Below are 19,354 nucleotides of genomic sequence, written 5' to 3'. Positions count from 1 at the left end.
ATCTTACCGCTGAACATCGTGCCGTGGACGATCATCATCTTGTGGGCTTTGGTGACCATTCCCTCGACCTTTGTTAATGTCGCGTTTACCATAGTCATGGGAGATGTCGCCGGACCACAGCGTCGTTATGCACTGATGAGCATGCGCTGGTCGAGTTTAGGACTGGCAACGGCAGTGACGGTAGCGACGGTAGGCGCCGTGCTTGAACTATTTCCTTTTCCATTCAATTATCAGGTAGTATTTATCGGATCAGTTGTCGGCGGACTGCTCAGTTTCTTCTTTTCGCGGTCGATCACCTTACCCGACCGCAATCCAACACCACGGCAACATGGCGCCGAATCACTGCGTGATGCCCTTCATCAAGCGCCACTACCATTTGTGCAGTACGCATTGAGTGCATTTGTCTTTCGGAGTGGGATTGCGATGGCAATCCCGCTTATACCACTCTATTATGTGCGTGAAGCCGGGCTGAACGATGCCTGGATCGGTCTGATAAGCATGATCGGCAACGGTGTATTGCTGATTGCATACGCGGTATGGTCAGCAGGTGTGCCACGTTTAGGGAACAGAGGAGTATTGCTTGCCAGTAGTTTCGGTATGGCATTGTACCCGTTTGGGCTAGCTGCCACCGACACCCCTCTAATCATGGCTGTACTGGCAGGGATAGCTAACTTTTGTGTCGCCGGGAACGATCTGGTCAACTTTGATCTGGTATTGAGTACCATTCCCGCCGAACGGCAGGCGACATACATTGGGGTTTTTCAGACATTGCAAAACCTGGCGCTCTTTGTCATGCCGCTGATCGCAACTTCACTCGCCGACCAGATTGGAATCAGCGCTACCTTATTGGTGGCCGGTCTCATACGCTTGTTGGGTGTGGCACTCTTTGCATGGTTGCGCATTGGGTAACTTGCGAAGTCGCCGCGTGATGCACATATGGTAGCTATGTCACAACCCACACTTCGTACTATCTCGGTGATCCGTCGTGGCTATGGACGACGTTACACCGACTTACCAATTGATGAGCTGTCTCAGCAGCGAGTCATGATCGATTGCACAGGTGGCTATCTTAAACCAACAATGATTGATTTACAGCCTGATGATCTGGTGTACTGGCGGGAACAGGGACGATATGTAACTGCCCGGATCGAGCGTGTGCAACGCGATGAACGACGTTTGATCGCCTGGCTGCGCGATGTAAAGGTGATGCCGGAAGACTTTTTTCCGTATTGAGCAGCTTGCTATGCGTTTGCCGTTCGTGTACAATGCCTGCGGTTTCTATAGGTACTGCGCAGCGCACTGAAATATATGTCGGTGATTGAAAACGTTGATCGGCGCTGGACTCCAACAGTAGAACAGCTTTGTTATACAGGGATTGCCATTCTGGCAATCATCAGTCGCCTGTGGGCATTGGGTGATCGGGCATTACACCACGATGAGACACTGCATGCAGCCTATTCCTGGTTTCTCTACAGTGGTCGTGGCTACATGCACGATCCTTTGTTGCACGGCCCACTCCTCTACTTTCTAGGTGCGCTGTTTTTCTTTCTGTTTGGTGATAATGACACGACAGCACGTCTTAGTGCAGCTCTGGCTAGCATTGCTCTCACGCTCAGCCCGATATTGTTACGCCCGGTGATTGGGCGACGGGCAGCATTAATGGCGAGTCTCTACTTACTGATCTCGCCGGTAGCCCTCTACGTTGGACGCTTTTTCCGTCACGACATTTTTTCGGTTGTTTGTGAAATCCTGGTATTCGTGGCAATTGTGCGCTACGCTGCCGATCCACGTCCACGCTGGCTGTACCTGGGAACAACAGCACTAGCGCTCATGCTGACCAACCAGGAGACGACGTACCTTTATATTCTGATCTTCGCTTTCCCTCTCGCGATCCTGTTCTGCTGGCAGGTGTATCGACCGGGCATCGCCATCATTGCCGGTCTCGGTATCGGGCTGGCACTGCTGATATTTGTCTTGCCCGGTACCGCAGTAGTTGATGGTGCGCACCACGCCAAACGCGATGCCAACGGTTTGATTGAAGTTGCCCAACCCGGCCCTATCTTCGGCTGGCCACCACTCGAAACCGAAGACAACGGGTATGCTCTGCTGGTACGTAATCGGGCTGATACTGACGGTGATCGTACTGTCTGGGAAAATGCTGTGCGGTACCTGGCCGACATCGGTCGGTTTATAAACCATCCAGCGATCATCAGTGCCATCTTGCTGGTGACGATTGGATTGGGGATGTTCATCTGGCTGATCTGGTTTCGATGTGACGCCGCCGGGATAACACCATGGGATTATGCTATCGGGCGTGGTGAACCGGCTGCTCGCTTATTGCTCAGTCTGGGAACTGATCGGCGCTGGCAGGGCGCATTGATCATCTTCGCCACGATTTATACGCTCTTCTTTACTGCAATGTTTACGAACGTGCTAGGTCTCATCTCAGGAGTGGCCGGTTCGCTGCTCTACTGGCTGGCCCAGCACAACGTTCAACGTGGAAGCCAGCCGGCCCACTACTATGCAGTCATCTTAGCAACCTACGAGCCGTTACTCTGGTTAGGGATGATCATCGGCCTGCCATTGGTGATACAGGCAGTACGACAACGACGACCAGAGGCGTTTGCAGTAGGTTTGATTGCCTGGTGGGCCATCGCCTCGTTTGCGATATACTCCTGGGCCGGCGAGAAGATGCCGTGGCTAACGATCCATATGACGCTACCGTTCACCCTGCTGCTGGCATGGGGAGTGAGCAGGTTACTGGAGCTGGCCCAACAGCAGGTAATGTACTGGCAACAACTATGGGCAGAGTCGGCAGTTCCGGCCTCGGCAGAGGATAACGCCGTAACCGGGCACACCGCTCAGAGTGGCGCCGGTGATCTGCCAGCGCAGAATACGACTAACCAGCGATGGCTTGATGATAATCAAGCAGGTTTCCTGGGCCTCCCCGCAGGTTCGTTGGTCGGATTTGGTTTGCTGTTCGGGTTAATCATCTGTCTAGGCTTTCTCTTGCTCTCAATTACGATTGCTGCTGGGCCAACGTCACCCATTCAACCCTGGATGGCATTGCTCTTTACCCTAACCCTGTTACTGCTGCTCGTCATTGGAAGCTGGCTCCGTTGGGGTTGGATCGTGACTGCGACCTTAACCACAATCTGCCTGATCCTGGCGGTTGGCCTCTATACAGTGCGTGGCAGTATCCGTCTGGCCTACCAAACCGGTGACGTAGCCCGTGAGATGATGGTTTACACTCAGACATCACCCGATGTGATGCGGGTGGTACGTCGTCTGGAAGAGGCAGCAATGCGGCGAGCAGGGGGAACCCGTCTTCCGCTGATGTACGATAACGAGACGGTCTGGTTGTGGTATTTACGTGATTGGCCCGGCGCGATCTATGTACCGGGAGGAAGACTGAATGGACCGCCACCTGCTGAGGTGCAGGCGGTGTTGATCTTGCAAGAGAATCTCGACCGCTACCCCGAAAATCGCACCTATCTCCAGGGATTTGTGCTGCAACGTTACCCCTTGCGCTGGTGGTTTCCAGAAGATCAGGTGTATCGTATCAGTAGATTCAATGGTGGATCGCTTCTTGAACGCCTGTTCCGCAATCCGTTCGATTACGAGACCACGGCGCAGTTGTGGCGATATTTGATGTTCCGGCAACCACCTGCCGGTTTAGGCTCAACCGATTTTGTCATCGCAGTGCGACCAGAACTGGCCCGTCAGATCGGGATCGGCCTCGGTGGTACGCTACACATGGACAATAGCAGATAGACGTTCTGGTTCATGAGGTTATGGCAACACAGATATTCTCAACCGGGCAGGTGCTTAACCAACGCTTGCGCATAGACTGGCTCACCTGGGAAACAGCAGCCTACACCTTAATCGTTATTGCCAGCATCGTAGCTCACCTCTGGGGTCTGGATCGCATGGCCCTCCACCACGATGAGTCGATCCATGCCTGGTCGAGCTGGCGGCTTTACACCGGCGCGGGTGCCTTCTCGTGCTGGAATGGTCTTGACGAAAACGGAAACGCACGAGGTGGCCTCTACCACGAGACTTACTGCTACGATCCGGTCTATCACGGGCCATCACTCTATTTTCTGACAGCACTTGCCTACTTTTTGTTTGGCGACGGCGATGCCCAGGCCCGCTTACCAATGGCCCTGGCCGGGATTGGTCTGGTGGCATCAGCCTGGTGGCTACGACCGTATCTTGGGCGTGGAGGAGCACTGGTTGCAGCACTGTTGCTTGGTTTTTCACCATCTTTGCTCTACTACACCCGTTTTGCCCGCCACGATGGCTTGATGGTGTTGTGGGAGTTGTGGATGGTGATCGGCGCATTACGGTGGATTGATACCGGTCAGCGCCAGTGGTTGTACCTGGTTGCATTAGGCCTGGCACTGGCTATTGCAACCCATGAACTGTACTATATTTTGCTCTTCATCTTCGGGGTATTCGTGTTCATGCGGTTGCTGGCCGAGAGCCGTCTGGCCCGTTATCAAAATATTGTGCTGCTGATCGTGATCGGTCTGTGCCTGGTGCTCATGGTCCTCAATCCGCCGCTGCCGTTTGGGCGTGGCCTGTATGTTGGCGAAAAGGCATTCCTGATCGCGTCGGCGCTAGTGCTGGCCTGGCTGTGTCAGCGTCTGTGGCCACCCGAACCGGTGTTGACCACTCGCTTGCGTGCATTGTGGCAAGAGGAACGAACGACTCTCTGGACGGCCCTGGCTATTCTCGGTGGAGTGTACCTGGTGCTCTACACCAGTTTCTTTACCTACCTGCCCGGCGCCATCGATGGAATTACCGCCGGTCTCATCTACTGGCTGGGGAGCCAGCAAGAGTATGCACGTGGTGATCAGCCCTGGTACTACTACCTGATGCTTCTCCCCCTCTACGAACCATTGGCAGTGATCAGTGGCTTAGGCGTTGTCATCGCAATGGTGGTCGCCGTTGTGCGACGACAATGGTTCTCCGGGCAAACGGCGCTATCCACAACCGCTGAGGAAACAAGCGATCCTACCGGGAAAGATGTTGACGAAACAGCGCGACTCGTTGCTCCAGCGCCATGGCCCCTCTACCCGCTGTTGATCGTCTTCTGGTTCTTTACGGCAACCATCATCTTTTCGTGGGCTGGCGAAAAAATGCCTTGGCTGGTTGTGCACATGGCGCTGCCGGGGAATCTCCTCGCAGCGTGGGTTGTCGGGCGCATGATCGATGTCGTCAACCGAGCACGGGTCGTCCGGCACATCTGGCTCATTCCACTCCTCATCCTCCTCTTGGGGGTGGCTGTGGGCGTTGCCTTCTGGCGGTTGAGTAGCGGTGGTCAGACGGCGATATTGCAGGCCATCATTCCACTCCTGATCATTTTCGGGTTGATTTATGCCTTCCTCTCACTCATCACTCAACTGCATTTGCGTGCAGTCAGCGCGGCGATTGGTCTGACCGGCGCCGCTTTACTGGCCGCCTACATGATTCGGGCAACGTGGCTGGTGGTCTATGATCACCCAGATGTACCTATCGAACCACTGATCTATACTCAGACCGCACCGGATGTACCACGCTATGCGGCTGATATTCGCGAGTTGGCGATTAATCTTACTCGGGGCAACCGGGGGCCACAAGACCCCACTGGCGGGTTGACTATGCCACTCATTCTTGATGGTGGCGACAAAACCGCCGAAGGCTCATTAGCCTGGCCATTGCAATGGTATCTGCGTGATTTCAAGAATATCAACTGGGTGAATGGGAGCGAATTGGGTCGTGTGCCATCAGTTGATCAACTGACCGTAACAATGCCCGATGGCAGACGTGATCTGGCTCCGATTGTGATGCTGTATCGCCCCTTTGTGACCGACCGACTCCGCGATATACTGCGCGAGTCGTATGTACAGCCTTACGGTCCAGTAGGAATGTTCAACTGGTGGTTCCCAGAAGGCAACAAATGTGCACCACAAAGTCCTGGATATAAACGATTTTATTACAGTACCTGGACGGCAGCCGCAGCCAAAGAAGATTGTGGCCGTGATCTCAGTAACGAGCTACACGGGCCATTTGACGTGTTACTCTGGCCATTTCAACGTGAAAACTGGCCGACTCTAGGACGTTATCTTCTCTTCCGTCAACTTCCCGAACCGCTCACGCTGAATGGACGCGAAGTTGAGGTGTGGTTGCGCCGCGACCTGGCCGGAGGAGTCGGTCAAACCACAACTGTTGTCGCAGCACCCGAATTACGACTGGCTGCACAAAACGAGATTCGATTGTCGAATGGTAGTAGCGGAGCGACCGGTATCGCTATTGATCAACAAGGACGAATCTTCATTGCCGATACATTCAATCATCGGATCGAAGTCTTTACATCCGATGGTTCGCTCATTCGCAATTTCGGTACACAGGGCAATGGTATCGATCAGTTCTACGAACCGCGTGGCTTGGCCGTTGATCCGCAGGGTAATCTCTATGTAGCCGACACCTGGAACGCCCGCATCGTCAAGTACAGCGCCGACCTGCGCCCAGTAGCAAGCTGGGGTAGTGGCGATATGGATCTCGGTGATGGACGACGGGCAACAATCACTGAGGGGGATCCGGCACGGAATGCGGCTGCACCACTAGGCTTTTTCGGACCACGTGGCGTTGCGGTTGATGCTGACGGGAATGTGTATATAGCCGACACCGGTAATAAACGGATTGTTGTCACCGATAGCAACGGTCAATTTCTCTATCAATTCGGTGGTGCTGGAAGCGCCCCTGGTCAATTCAATGAACCGACCAGCCTGGCGTTTGATGCCGCCGGTAACTTGTATGTCGCCGATACCTGGAACGGGCGTGTACAGGTCTTTGCCCGTACTGCCGACGGTCGGATTGATCCGATACCCTTGACAACGTGGCCGGTACCAGGGTGGCAGGCCAATACTTACGATGATCCGATGCTGGCAGTCAGCCCTGATGGCACTGTGTACGTAGCAGTACCAACCCGCCAGTATGTGCTCACATCGCAGGCCAACGGTACGCCTCTGCTACGCTGGACAGGAGTGGGCAGCGATGGCGTACCAATCGCCAGTCCAAGCGGCATTGCCGTCGCCGCCGATGGGAGTGTCTGGATTGTTGATCGACTCGGCGGGCGAGCTGCACGCTTTAGCTTACCGACACTTGCACCATCAACGCCATGATCACCGATTTTCGACATCTCAATCATACCGTTTCACCAGCAGCCTCTGAGCTAAGCGAAGCCTGGCAGCGGAGTCTGAGCCGGTTGGGTGACTACACCGCTATCATAGTACGTGCTTTGAGTCTACGTCCGCAAAACGCAACCTTATACCGCCAAACTGAGCGTCATATCCTGGTGCGCTTAACTTTACCTACTGAGCATGTCATCTTACGCATCTCCCCGGAAGACGATCTGGCGGCACATACCACATTTTTACGCGGCCTGGCGTTGAGCAGTGTTCCCGGCGCACGGATCATCCAGCGCGATCTGAGTAAGACATTCGTACCGTTTGCGTATACGCTTGAAAGTTTCGTCACCGGACAAACAGCAGCCGAGTTACACGATGAGCACCTCCTGTACGGCATTGCTCGTCAGGCAGGGCGGGCACTACGGCGATTACACCGTCAAACGATGCCCGGCGCCGGACGCCCAACAAGCAATGGCCGCTGGCCACGGTTGAGCTGGCGACATGTGTTGATCGCTATCGGGCAGCGTCTGGCCGGTTTACCAACCCCACAACTCATCTTCAGTGCGGAAGAGGTTGCAATGCTGCAAACCATTCTTCAAGACCCACGAATCGACTGTGCGATGCCAGTACTGATGCATGGAAACTTCGGCCCACAGGCAGTACGATGTACGGTTGGTGGTCAACACGTCCATCTGGAAGCGCTGGAAGAACCGGGATGGTTCATCAGTGGTGACGGTTTATTCGATCTTGCGTTTGGGATGCGAGCACACTTGCCGGCAGCCTGGCGGGAAGGACTGTACGAAGGATACTGTAGTGCCGGCATGCTCAGTCCGGCAGAAACTGAACGGTTCCACCTGTTACACCTGTTAAGTTGTGCGTGGAGTGCCTGCGATCGCTATGCGCACGGATTGCCGCATGAGCAGGATGTGGAAGAAGTACGGCGCATATTGGCGAGCGTGGCATCTGGTTGACAACGTTTCGTCGTTCAGATCGAGGATGAAACATCAGCCGGCGCAATGTACAAATACTAGCCGAGACAGCGGGTAAACTGCTCCCTCCGCGATAGTACGATGTGCACGGGATAGACTTGTAGGGGCAAGGCACCACCTTGCCCCTTGTCCAAATGTTTTATCGGTGTCAGGCTGGTTGCGAGTCGTGTTGTACTCAGGAACGTTTTATCCATCGGTTCTGAGTAGACACCCTCTCACTCTAATGTACGCAGATACGCCATCAAATCAGCCATCTGCTCATTGGTGAGCGGCGTAGGTGGCATATAACCAATACTGCCTGATCCACCAGTTCTAATCCATTCGGCAATATTCGCTTCACTACGCTCTTTCCCATTCGGCAATAGCCCCTGATAGTCTACCCCATCAGGCAACTTTGGCCCCTCGATACTGAACAACCCGGCCAGACCTGGGCCAAGCAGGGTATTTGTTGAAGTAGAATGACAACCAGCACACGAAGCGAATACAGTCTTACCACGATTGGGATCACCTTTCGCCGAGAGCGACGTATCAGCAAGTGCTGGTGGCAATTCAGTATTAGCCACACTAGCCGCTGCCGAAGAATTGCTTAATGCAACAACTTGATGGGCTGCGTTTCCCTGATCAGTAGTGGCAGGTTGGCTGATTACAGCCACTGCCTGGTTGCTAGGGTCGGGACCAGTTGAAGACGTGTGAGTGGTGCTGGCACATGCCGCAAGAATGGTTGATAGAATCAACACATACATCCAGTAAAGCACTTTTTGCATGGTCTTCTCTCCTGTGAGTAGATAACGTCTAACACTGACGGAGTCGTTACCAATACCAGAATTTGTCAATGCCCGAGTCGCTTCACCAGGTTCGATCTAACAGCATCTCTTTCCAGGCTTTTCGGCGCTTTCAGATTTTGGTCGTGTTTGCCACGGATGTCGTTCACACCCGCATGACGGTCCTCGATCCACGCAGTCCCAGGGTGCGTGAGCCGCTGACCCGGGTTGTATGGTCATTCTGGATCAGGACTACCCGTCAATGGTCAGGGTGAGTAAAACCTGCCCTTCCTATGCGCAATCACGGTCATCAGTGGTGAGATGATAGGGAAACGGTCGCAGAGCACATCAGAACGAGAAGCTGCACGTGCCCTGCCTGATGCTCTGTGGATAGGTTAAGAACCCGACACTACTACGCTCGTTTCGCTTTCCGCTCCCCGTTCCTCTCACCTGGAAAGGGTGAAAACTCCGCACAGCCCTAGTCGCTTTCTTTACCCTAGTATATCGGGATATAAGCAGTATACTTTGTCGATCTATAATTGAGAAGATCCAAAGAAATCAACATCGTGATCTGAACGGATCGATCCAGGCATATTTCTTATCGCTTTCGTGTATACAATCTTCCACGTTACGAATAATTTTTCCACTCAGCAAAACAGAAACGACAGCTCTGCATGGATACTGTGCTATCGTGGACTAGGCATGGAGCCGTTTAGATGAAGAATGAAACATTCTGCCTGTCAGGTATCGCTCATGACAGAGGGCCATGCACAAACATCCTGCCTGTTACCGCATCAGTTGAGACGGAACCTCGAAGCTCTGTGATGGTAGGGACCTCCTACAAGGATGCGTTATCGCAACGATGACGTAGCGGCAACGTGTTGGCAATGCCCGTCACTGCGGGCTGATGCTGCGCACGGTAATCACCTATCGTCACTATCCAAACCCAAACCGCTCCCATAAAGGGAGCGGAAGGGAACGTTGGCACAAACAACTATCGGCAAGGGAACGTCAATCACTCCCTCAGACCTGGGTTACGAGTGCTGCGCAGCGAGTGTTGACCGTGGGTAAGTGGTTGGATCGGGGGTTACTGTAGGTTCGGGGATAGGGCCGGTATCAGTCCAACCCTGGCTCTCGAGAGTCATCGGCACTTCGGCAATCACCATATCGTGGTTACAAACAATCTGGCAAGCAAGACGATACTGACCAAGCAGACCACGTTCGTTCAATTTGGCATATTCAGCAGCAGTCATCTCTTCAGGCTCACCTTCGGCGAACACAACCCGACAGGTAGTACAGCGGGCATTCCCACCGCAACGATGCCCGATCGCGATCCCGGCTTGCTCGATGGCCAGCACCAGCCTGGTCCCAGCCTCAACATTCACTGAACGCTCACCAATGGTGATTACAGGCATAATCCCTCCATCACAATGTCTTCTTACAATAGGGGTACATTTTCAAACTACCATCAAAAGAGTATCTCGTCAACCAGACATAACCGTAGTCAGAGCTGTTCCGAGTTCTCAGTACCCGTGCCGCAAAGCGTTTCTCACCTCTTCACCCTCCCTCAATCCCTTTCCGCCACCGGTGCGGAAGAGGAAGGAGCGATGAAGGTAGTTTGGGCATACACCCTGATAGTGTTTCTTGAGACGCAGTTGAGTTCTAGCACTGCAACCTCAGAACGTGAACCAGAAGAGGAGGGTTCATCATGCCAGAAAACTCAAAGAACCTCATCGAAGACCTGAATTTCTGAGCGCCTGTTAAAACCACGAGTTTCTAATCAGGCTCTTAGAATCGGTGAAGAAGCGCAACAGATTCTAGACGTTCCTCAGAGTACGCCGTGCGGCTTCAGGCTGGTAAACCAAACTATTACGATGTTTCGATACTGGTGAGACAAATAGTCGGCTATTGAACTATCAGACCACTACCACCGATCACCTCACCGATCTCCCAGATCGGCTGCCCAACCGCAGCGCATAGCGCTTGCAACGTGTTGGCAGCAATGGGCGGTGCAACGATCAGCAATCCGCCTGACGTTTGCGGGTCGGCCAGCAGCAGTTGATAGACAGGGGGAAGATTAGGAGCAAAGGTGGTAAACGAAGCGGCAAATTCAAGATTACGTCGTAAACCACCGGGGATCATGCCGGCTTCGGCATAGGCAAGTGCACCGGGGAGAGCTGGCACAGCACCGGCATCAATAATCAGGGATACGTTACTTTGACGGGCAATCTCACCGGCATGACCGAGCAGACCATAGCCGGTCACATCGGTAGCGGCATGAATTTCGACCTGTTCCATTAGTTCGGCAACACGCCGGTTGAGAGTCACCATGCTCTCGATAGCGCCTTTGAGATCAGCTTCGTTAACCGCATCACGCTTAGCGGCAGTCGTAATGATACCGGTGCCAAGCGGCTTGCTGAGCAACACCCGATCACCGGATCGCGCTCCGGCTTTCGTCACAATGCGCCGTGGATCGATGAGACCGGTCACACACAAGCCATACTTTGGTTCACGGTCGGTCACCGTATGACCTCCAACTACGACCGCGCCGGCTTCAGTGGCTTTATCGATACCGCCCTGCAGAATGGCCGAGATGATCGATTGATCGAGGTTATCGGGAAACGCTGCAATAGCTAGCGCGAGAATCGGTTTCCCCCCCATGGCATACACATCGCTGAGCGCGTTAGCCGCAGCGATAGCGCCATAGGTGTATGGATCATCGACAATCGGCGGGAAGAAGTCAACCGTTTGCACAAGCGCCGTGTCGCTATTCAGTTGGTAGACGGCGGCATCATCGCTTTCGGACAAGCCGACTAACACCTGCGGGTGAGCAGGTGTGCGAAGCGTAGCCAGCACTGAAGCAAGGGCGCCCGGCCCCAACTTTGCTGCTCAGCCAGCGCATGATGCCAGGGTTGTCAATCGAATTTGTTCGCGTTTGTCCATTGTTGACATTCCAGAAACAATTTATCTATCAGCGTACTTATTATAACTCAAACCATCTCATTACGCCCTTATGCAACCTAGAAGAGAGGGGGCAACGTTTCCGGTTTGCGGTCGTATGTGACACGTCAATGAACGTTATGTATTTACCTGTAGTATTCCCTAATCTGCGCTATTTGCCTGAAAACGCAGTAGGGGCGCACGGCAGTGCGCCCCTGCCAATGGGAGGTGACGCATCAGGGATGCACGGCAATGCATCCTGCTCTAACCGGTAGTTCGGGAACCCGCCTTTACCGTGCGACCGTTCAGTGTCGGTTGCTTGACACGCCGATGGGATAGCGCGTAAGCGATTCCTTCCTGCAATGTTGCTTTGGTCACAATCCCCCGAAGATCAGCACCGAGATACACGATCGTCTGCGCGATTTCTGGGCGAATACCGGTCAACACCACTTGCGCACCAAGCATACCTGCTGCCTGAGCAGTACGCAGCAGCGCACTGGCAACCTGCGTGTCAACGACCTTCACCCCAGTAATATCAATAATGGCAATCGTCGCCTGATACTGAGCAACGCCGGTCAACAAGGTCTCCATGATGCGCTGAGCGCGGCTGGTATCAATCGCACCGATCAACGGCATTGCGACCACACCATCGGCAATCGGTAACAGAGGTGTACTCAATTCGTGCAAAATCGCTTGCTGCGCCTCAATGATCTGTTCCTGTAATGCAATGGTCTGGCGCTCACGCTCGGCCTGGCGTTGTTCGGTAATGTCGCGAATCATTATAAGCACATCATCTCCGCTGAACGTCATCCGCGCTTCGTAATCGCGCATCTGACCATCTATCTGCATCTGATACTCATAACGTTGCAAGGTACCGGTGCGTTTCAGCTCTGCCAGATGATGAGCTGTCAAGTTGGCTAGCTCTGGCGGCAGCACTTCGGTGAAATGGCGATTGAAAAAATACTCCGGTGGAACTGCTGGGTTAATCTCGTTTGAATGGTAATCTCGAAAAACCCCATCCTGCGATAGGAGAAAAATGAGATCAGGCAGCGCCTGTAAGAGCGACCGGTGACGCTGCTCGCTGGCGCGGAGTTGCTCTTCAGACTTCAATTGCTCAGTTACGTCGTGGTTTATAATTCCATAGCCAATTATCTGTCCCTGCTGATCGCGCAATACTGGAATAGACACATAGGCTGTGATGATTGAACCGTTATCGTGCATATAGCGCAATCTGGCATAGGTATCATGGCCGGCTGCTACCTGGCGGATGAGCACTTCAAGCTGATCACGGTCATCGGGATGGATTAAGGAAGGCCAGGATTGCCCAATCAGTTCACGATAGCCCAACATTGCGACAAATGCCGGATTGGCATAGCTAATTTTCAACTGGCGATCAAGCAGACCGATCCCATCCGGTGCATTCTCGACGAGCAATTGAAGCGTTCGCCGCTCTTGCTCTTGCTGCCGTTGCTCAGTAATATCCTCGTAGAATCCCAATACTCCCACCACATGATTACGACGCACCAACGGTACTTTACCGGTGCGTAGCCAGATGGTAGTGCCATCACCACGAGTGAGAGTCTCTTCAATATTCAGTTTCGGGCCAGACGCCATCACCGAACGATCGCTTGCCTGATAGTCGAGCGCTCTTTTTTGCCATGGGAGGTCGAAATCGGTCTTACCAATGATCTCTTTGAATGTGCTCAGACCGGCATCAGCCAAAACACGACGGTTACAACCGAGAAAGCGCGACTCTTTATCCTTCCAAAAGATACCTATCGGGAGATTGTCAATAACGTTATGCAACATCTCACGCTGTTCATACAACTCCTGACGTAAGCGGTGAAGAGCGGAAATATCTTGACCGATTGAGGTAAAGCCGGTCACTGTACTATGCTCATCGTAGTGAACGACGACTGACCACAGGAATGAAAAAACGGTTCCATCGCGATGCAATACACGATTTTCGATCTCTACCGAACGCTGGTGTGCGGTGATCGCTTCAACCATGATCTGCTGCAAGCGCTCTCGATCATCGGGATAGGTGAAATCGAGTACCGACTTACCAATACACTCCTCCGGGGAGTATCCGAAATAGCGCTGCGTAGCAGGATTAGCAAAGGTAATGACTCCTTGATCATCGGATTCGGTAAGAACGAACCCGGTATATGACAGAACTGTATAAAAGCGTTCGATCTGACGAGGGGTAAATTCAGGTGGTGTTACAGATATACTCATCGGCTAGCCTCCAAAGCTGGCTCATGATGTCAAATCAAAAGTCCTGCCTTTACAGGCAGGACTTTTGATACTGTCAATATCTATACTTCCAGGGTACTGAATCGTGATAGGAAGTCTAATTCGGGGAAAGATAAAGGTGAAGATTGACAATTCTGGAGATAGCATGATACTGTAACTCTAACTTTAGCAGGTTTTTATCTGTAATTACACTAGTCTATCACCGTATATTGGCGTCTCTATCATATATGATACACGAGCCTAACGCTCTTGTCAACCAAATTTTTACCAGATGTAGGGGTTTTCAACGTTTTCATCCGGCCCATGGGATACGGTGGAAGCACGACCAGGAACGAAACGATCCTTGCGACACATTCAGCGAGTGTCTGTACGTTCTCCTTCACGTTGCTCCCAAGGGAATAACGCTACTCACCGATGATGCACACCACCAGGCGATAGTTATGCCCCTTTGTCTCCTTTGGTGGAAGAGAAAAGTGGCAAAGGAGTGGTGAGGGATTAACCCGCCCCCTTCTTTTCCCCTGGTGGGAAAGGAAGAGGGCGGGGGTTGGTGAGGGAGCTTTCATGTCGTCAACACGTCGTGCCGATATAACAGGCAATAGTTTCGCTCTTGTGCTTAGAACACAGGTGACAAACCTGCGCTCCGATGGAACATAAGCACGTCTCCCAGGCTCTTATCAATCATCGATGAACGAAGGTGTTGATCACACGTTAAGACTGTTTACGTCGTCACTTTTGAGACGAATCCCTCATCAAAACCGGGGATGACTATCTAGTTGTTGCACCAGTGCCTCGAACAGATCGCTCTCGGTGATAATACCGATAACGCGGTTCTGGTCATCGACAACAGGTAAACCGCCGATCTTATTCTCAATCATCAGTAAGGCAGCCTCGCGCAAACTAGTTTCTGGTGTAACCGCAATTGGGTTTTCAGTCATCACTTCGTACACTTTTACATTCCGTAGAGCCTGGGCAATATCGACCGGATCAAGGCCGGCGACACGCATAATATCGGCGCCGCGGATGTCGCCCTGAGTGATTATACCGCGCAATTCACCGGTATCGACAACGACCGGTAGCCGTCTGATGTCGTGCTCGCGCATCAGCGCCAGTGCTTCACTGAGTGGTGCAGCAAGATTGATCGTGATCGCCGGTGTGCGCATCCAAAAGCGGATCTCCTGTTCGGCCGGAATATCCGGTTTGGTTTTGTTTGCCATGGTGCGCCTCCTTGCGCTTACTGAACAATATCTCCGGTAACGATGATTGTACCATAGTAACGGTCTATTTACAGGGTATCACTTGCCCTCGTGTAGTAGTAATCTGTCAACCAGATGGATATGGTTGACAATACCCTACTGCTCTTCAGCCGATTCGGGTGGAAAGTGGTACAATACCTCTCGTCGGTAGAGGTAGGGTTGTCAGAGTTCTCAGTGCGCATATTGTGAAGTGTGCCTCTCATTCCCCCGCTCATCTTAAGGGAAGTGGGAGTGTGAGGCAGGGCTAGCACCCGATCTCGATTTGATGAGAGGGGCTTCAGCCGCACGTCGCAGGAGGCGAGCCAACGGCCCGCATGCTCAGGGGTTTGCCTGGTGTAGGCTTCGTTGTCGAGATGCGCGAGACGTTCAGTGATGTCGCTCCGTTTTTGAGCAACTCAGTCATCGAATCTAACCCGAAGCTGAAGACATTGGTAGAAGGAACGGAGGAAGGTTGTGCGCTGGTTGTTGCTGTGCTGGGGAGCACTGAGTTGGTTGGCGGCCTGTGCCGCACTACCGCCAACAACCGCTACCCCCACACCATCTACACCATCGGCAGTGTCATTATCAATACCATTAGCGATGGCACCTGTACCGACTGCAACAACACTGGTTGGTACAACCGATACGCCCCCAGCGCAAGTGCCGCCATTGCTGCCGTACCGTGTGGTGGCAAGCTATCCACATGACTCGCGAGCATGGACACAGGGTCTCATCGTTGCCAGGCCGGGTCGGCTCTTTGAAGGCACTGGCGATTACGCCAATTCCTCCCTCCGTGAAGTGGAGACAGAAACCGGTCGGATATTACGCCAGGTCGATCTCGGCGATCCGACACTCTACGGTGAAGGTATCGCTCAAATCGGTGATCGTATCTTTCAACTTACCTGGCAAAATCAGGTTGGCTTGATCTACGATGCAGCAACGTTCAATCGAATCGGTTCGTTTACATATCCCACACCACCCGCTACCATGCCCCGTGAAGGATGGGGCTTGACCTACGACGGCACACACCTGATAATGAGCGACGGCACTGCAACACTCTACGTTATCGATCCCGAACAGACCGTCACCACCGGTCAACTGGCGGTTAAGTATACGATTACCGTGAAAATTGGTAATCAACCACGGGACCGGTTGAACGAACTGGAATACATCAATGGCGCCATTTTCGCTAACGTCTGGTACAGCGACCAGATCGTGCGCATCGATCCGACGAGTGGTCAAGTCACCGGTATCCTCGATCTGAGCGGGCTGCTGTCGCCAGCGGAACGGGCTGCTGCTGATGTTCTCAACGGAATCGCCTACGATCCAGCAAGCGGGCTAATCTTTGTAACCGGCAAATACTGGCCACGCCTGTTTGCCATCGCGCTCGAACAGACTATTTATCTACCGATGATCTCCACCAGGGCAGATCAGTAATTCGTATTGCCCATCAGGGCCTTATCAGACAGGAGTCTTCTCATGACAACAGCCAGTGGTCTTCAGTATGTTGAAGTTCAGGCCGGTGATGGCGAGCAGCCGCAGCCCGGTTCGGTGGTCGCCGTTCACTATCGTGGCATGCTGGCCGATGGGAGCGTCTTCGATAGTTCGTATGAACGAGGGGAGCCAATCCGCTTTCCGCTTGGTGTTGGGATGGTCATTCCCGGCTGGGATGAAGGGATCGGGTTGATGCGGGTTGGCGGGAAGGCACGGCTGATTATTCCGCCGCACCTTGCCTACGGTGAGATGGGGTATCCTCCGGTCATTCCACCCAATGCCACGCTGACCTTCGATGTCGAGCTGGTTGAGGTGTTGCCGGGGCCACCCGAAGCCCCGCAAGACCTCCCCGCTGATCGCTACACAACCAGCGCCAGTGGCCTACAGTACGCCGATCTGACGGTGGGTGAAGGCGCCACCGCGATGGCCGGTCGCACAGTGACGGTACACTATACCGGTTGGCTCACCGATGGTAGCATGTTCGACAGCTCGCTGAGCAGGGGCGAGCCGTTTGTCTTCCCACTCGGCGCGGGCCGGGTCATTCGCGGTTGGGATGAAGGTGTGGCTGGGATGCGAGTGGGTGGACGCCGACAGTTGATTATTCCGGCAGCGCTGGCCTACGGCAATCGCGGTGCGGGTGGTGTGATTCCGCCAGGCGCGACCCTGATCTTTGAGGTGGAGTTGTTGGAGGTGCATTAATGCGGATCGAAGCCATCGAATTGCGACGGATCAGGCTACCCTACCGGACGCCGTTCGAGACGAGTGGCTGGCGCGAAGAGGCCAATCATTCAGTTATCGTGACCCTGCATAGCGAAGGTGCGGTCGGTTGGGGTGAAGCGCCGGTTGGCGTCGGGCCGTGGTACAACGAAGAGACGCAGGCGACAGCCTGGGTGATGATGCGTGAGATTCTGGCCCCGATGATATTGGGCCGTGATCTGAGCCGACCTGAAGAGGTTGATACCATCTTTGCCCGCGTGCGCGGCAATCGGATGGCGCGGGCCGGCCTGGAGTTTGCTGCATGGGACCTATTCGGGCGAGCGTATAGCAAGAGCCTGAGCGCAATGCTCGGCGGTACCCGACAACAGGTCGAAGTCGGGGTCAGCGTTGGCATTCAAGAGTCAATTGAAGCCCTCCTTGAAGTCGTTGACGGCTACGTAAAAGCCGGTTATCAGCGAGTAAAACTTAAAATCAAACCGGGGTGGGATGTCGAGCCGACTCGTGCCGTGCGTGAACAATGGCCTGATTTGCGGCTACAAGTTGATGCTAATAGCATCTACACCCTCGATCAAGCCGATCAACTGGCCTTACTCGACGACTTCGATCTGCTTTTGATCGAACAACCACTGGCCCACGATGACATTATCGACCACGCTAAATTACAACGGCTTCTACGCACACCCATCTGCCTTGATGAGAGCATCGTCTCACCTGAACATGCCCGTTGGGCCATCGAGTTAGGAGCTTGCGGGGTCATTAATATCAAACCATCGCGAGTAGGTGGTTTCACGGCAGCCCGGCGGATTCACGACCTGGCCCAGGCAGCCGGTATCCCCGTCTGGTGCGGTGGAATGCTCGAAACCGGTATTGGCCGGGCGGCCAACGTTGCGCTGGCCAGTCTGCCCAATTTCAGCCTGCCTGGTGACATCAGCGCCAATGACCGCTATTTTACGCAAGACATCGTAACCAACCCTTTCACGCTCAATCCCGACAGTACGCTTAGCGTGCCAACTGGGCCGGGCAGCGGGGCTGAGGTCGATCTCGACCGCTTGCAGGCAGTAACGACCGATTATGTAATGTTGCGGGCGTAGATGGGTGACTCGGCCTTTCTCTTAATATCGGCAGGGGCGGGTTTGAAACCCGCTCCTGTGTGGATGTAATGGTTCTCATCCAAGAAATCCTTTCGTGATCGCAAGGCAAGATGATCTCAACCACATCGAACAATGATCAAACAACACTCAATTCAATGGATTGTAAGCGGGATTGTTGCGCTAACCGTGTTTGGCCTGCTGCTCTTCCTTATCAATAGCAACTGGCGCAGTCTGACCACGACGGCGACCCCAGTGCCTGAAGAACCCTGGCCCACGCTTCCCCCAACCTTTACCCCTCTACCGCCAACGGTAGCTCCGGCAGCACCGACGCTCATTCCTCTACCTGATCTACGCCGGGTCGATCCGGCAATTGAGCTGGCAATCAAGTTTCCGGTAACAACAGTAACCACGGTTCGCGGAGCGCAGAGCTTCTTCGGTCGCGACGAGATTACCCTCAAAGTCACAGCGGAAGTTCGCTTGGCAGTTGATCTGAGCCGGGCTGAAATCCGACGTGATGGCAATACTCTGCTGATCCGGTTGCCACGAGCAACAATTTCCGGCGAACCTAATCCGATTGAAATCGAGGTAATTGGTGAGTCACGACGTTGGATTGGTTCACAGATTACAGCCGCTCAAAATCAGGCATTAGCCCAGGCCCGTGCCGAGATTCGACAGCGGGTTGCCAACGATCAGGAATTG

At 53.6% G+C, this 19,354-nt stretch carries 14 protein-coding genes; 9 read left to right on the top strand and 5 right to left on the bottom strand.

The window, feature by feature from the left end; all coding sequences use genetic code 11:
* From JE47_RS0114625 to JE47_RS0114605, 5 genes are all read left to right on the top strand, one after another.
* Positions 1-909: MFS transporter (locus JE47_RS0114625; protein WP_031460468.1), on the top strand; the 909-nt coding region annotated here is incomplete at its 5' end.
* A 36-nt stretch (positions 910-945) separates the two neighbouring features.
* Complete coding sequence (locus JE47_RS0114620; protein ID WP_031460467.1) at positions 946-1,233, top strand: hypothetical protein; 288 nt, start codon at positions 946-948, stop codon at positions 1,231-1,233.
* Positions 1,234-1,308: 75 nt separating this feature from the next.
* On the top strand, positions 1,309-3,774 hold the full coding sequence (locus JE47_RS0114615; RefSeq protein WP_031460466.1) for a flippase activity-associated protein Agl23: 2,466 nt from the start codon (positions 1,309-1,311) through the stop codon (positions 3,772-3,774).
* A gap of 20 nt (positions 3,775-3,794) precedes the next feature.
* The gene (locus JE47_RS0114610) at positions 3,795-7,169 is read left to right on the top strand and encodes a flippase activity-associated protein Agl23 (protein WP_031460465.1); all 3,375 of its coding nucleotides are present in this window, start codon (positions 3,795-3,797) and stop codon (positions 7,167-7,169) included.
* Complete coding sequence (locus JE47_RS0114605; protein ID WP_031460464.1) at positions 7,166-8,146, top strand: phosphotransferase; 981 nt, start codon at positions 7,166-7,168, stop codon at positions 8,144-8,146. Before JE47_RS0114610 ends, JE47_RS0114605 begins: the two co-directional genes overlap by 4 nt.
* 233 nt (positions 8,147-8,379) lie before the next feature.
* Here JE47_RS0114605 and JE47_RS0114600 read toward each other — a convergent pair whose 3' ends face one another.
* From JE47_RS0114600 to JE47_RS0114580, 5 genes are all read right to left on the bottom strand, one after another.
* A complete protein-coding gene (locus tag JE47_RS0114600) occupies positions 8,380-8,928 on the bottom strand; it encodes a c-type cytochrome (RefSeq protein WP_031460463.1) in 549 nt (182 codons plus the stop codon).
* 1,031 nt (positions 8,929-9,959) lie between these two features.
* On the bottom strand, positions 9,960-10,340 hold the full coding sequence (locus JE47_RS0114595; protein WP_031460462.1) for a 2Fe-2S iron-sulfur cluster-binding protein: 381 nt from the start codon (positions 10,338-10,340) through the stop codon (positions 9,960-9,962).
* A 490-nt stretch (positions 10,341-10,830) separates the two neighbouring features.
* Positions 10,831-11,868, bottom strand: a complete 1,038-nt coding sequence (selD, locus tag JE47_RS0114590) for a selenide, water dikinase SelD (RefSeq protein ID WP_081910044.1) — start codon at positions 11,866-11,868, stop codon at positions 10,831-10,833.
* A gap of 261 nt (positions 11,869-12,129) precedes the next feature.
* Entirely contained in the window at positions 12,130-14,103 is a 1,974-nt protein-coding gene (locus JE47_RS0114585; RefSeq protein ID WP_031460460.1) for a PAS domain S-box protein, read from the bottom strand.
* A gap of 767 nt (positions 14,104-14,870) precedes the next feature.
* Positions 14,871-15,335: a CBS domain-containing protein gene (locus JE47_RS0114580; protein ID WP_031460459.1), complete on the bottom strand. Its 465-nt coding sequence runs from the start codon at positions 15,333-15,335 to the stop codon at positions 14,871-14,873.
* 492 nt (positions 15,336-15,827) lie between these two features.
* On the opposite strand from JE47_RS0114580, the gene JE47_RS0114575 reads away from it, so the two are divergent.
* From JE47_RS0114575 to JE47_RS0114560, 4 genes are all read left to right on the top strand, one after another.
* Positions 15,828-16,790 carry a glutaminyl-peptide cyclotransferase gene (locus tag JE47_RS0114575; RefSeq protein ID WP_035419565.1) on the top strand — a complete coding sequence of 321 codons (963 nt, stop codon included), beginning with the start codon at positions 15,828-15,830 and terminating at the stop codon, positions 16,788-16,790.
* 42 nt (positions 16,791-16,832) lie between these two features.
* The gene (locus tag JE47_RS0114570; protein ID WP_031460457.1) at positions 16,833-17,546 is read left to right on the top strand and encodes an FKBP-type peptidyl-prolyl cis-trans isomerase; all 714 of its coding nucleotides are present in this window, start codon (positions 16,833-16,835) and stop codon (positions 17,544-17,546) included.
* Complete coding sequence (menC, locus tag JE47_RS0114565) at positions 17,546-18,655, top strand: o-succinylbenzoate synthase (RefSeq protein WP_031460456.1); 1,110 nt, start codon at positions 17,546-17,548, stop codon at positions 18,653-18,655. Before JE47_RS0114570 ends, menC begins: the two co-directional genes overlap by 1 nt.
* A 132-nt stretch (positions 18,656-18,787) precedes the next feature.
* The coding region (locus tag JE47_RS0114560) for a DUF4230 domain-containing protein (protein WP_031460469.1) at positions 18,788-19,354 on the top strand (567 nt) is incomplete at its 3' end.

The organism is Chloroflexus sp. MS-G, assembly GCF_000735195.1.
Lineage (GTDB): Bacteria > Chloroflexota > Chloroflexia > Chloroflexales > Chloroflexaceae > Chloroflexus.
Note: the sequence above shows the minus strand (reverse complement) of the source record. Positions and strands in the feature narration are given on the sequence as shown.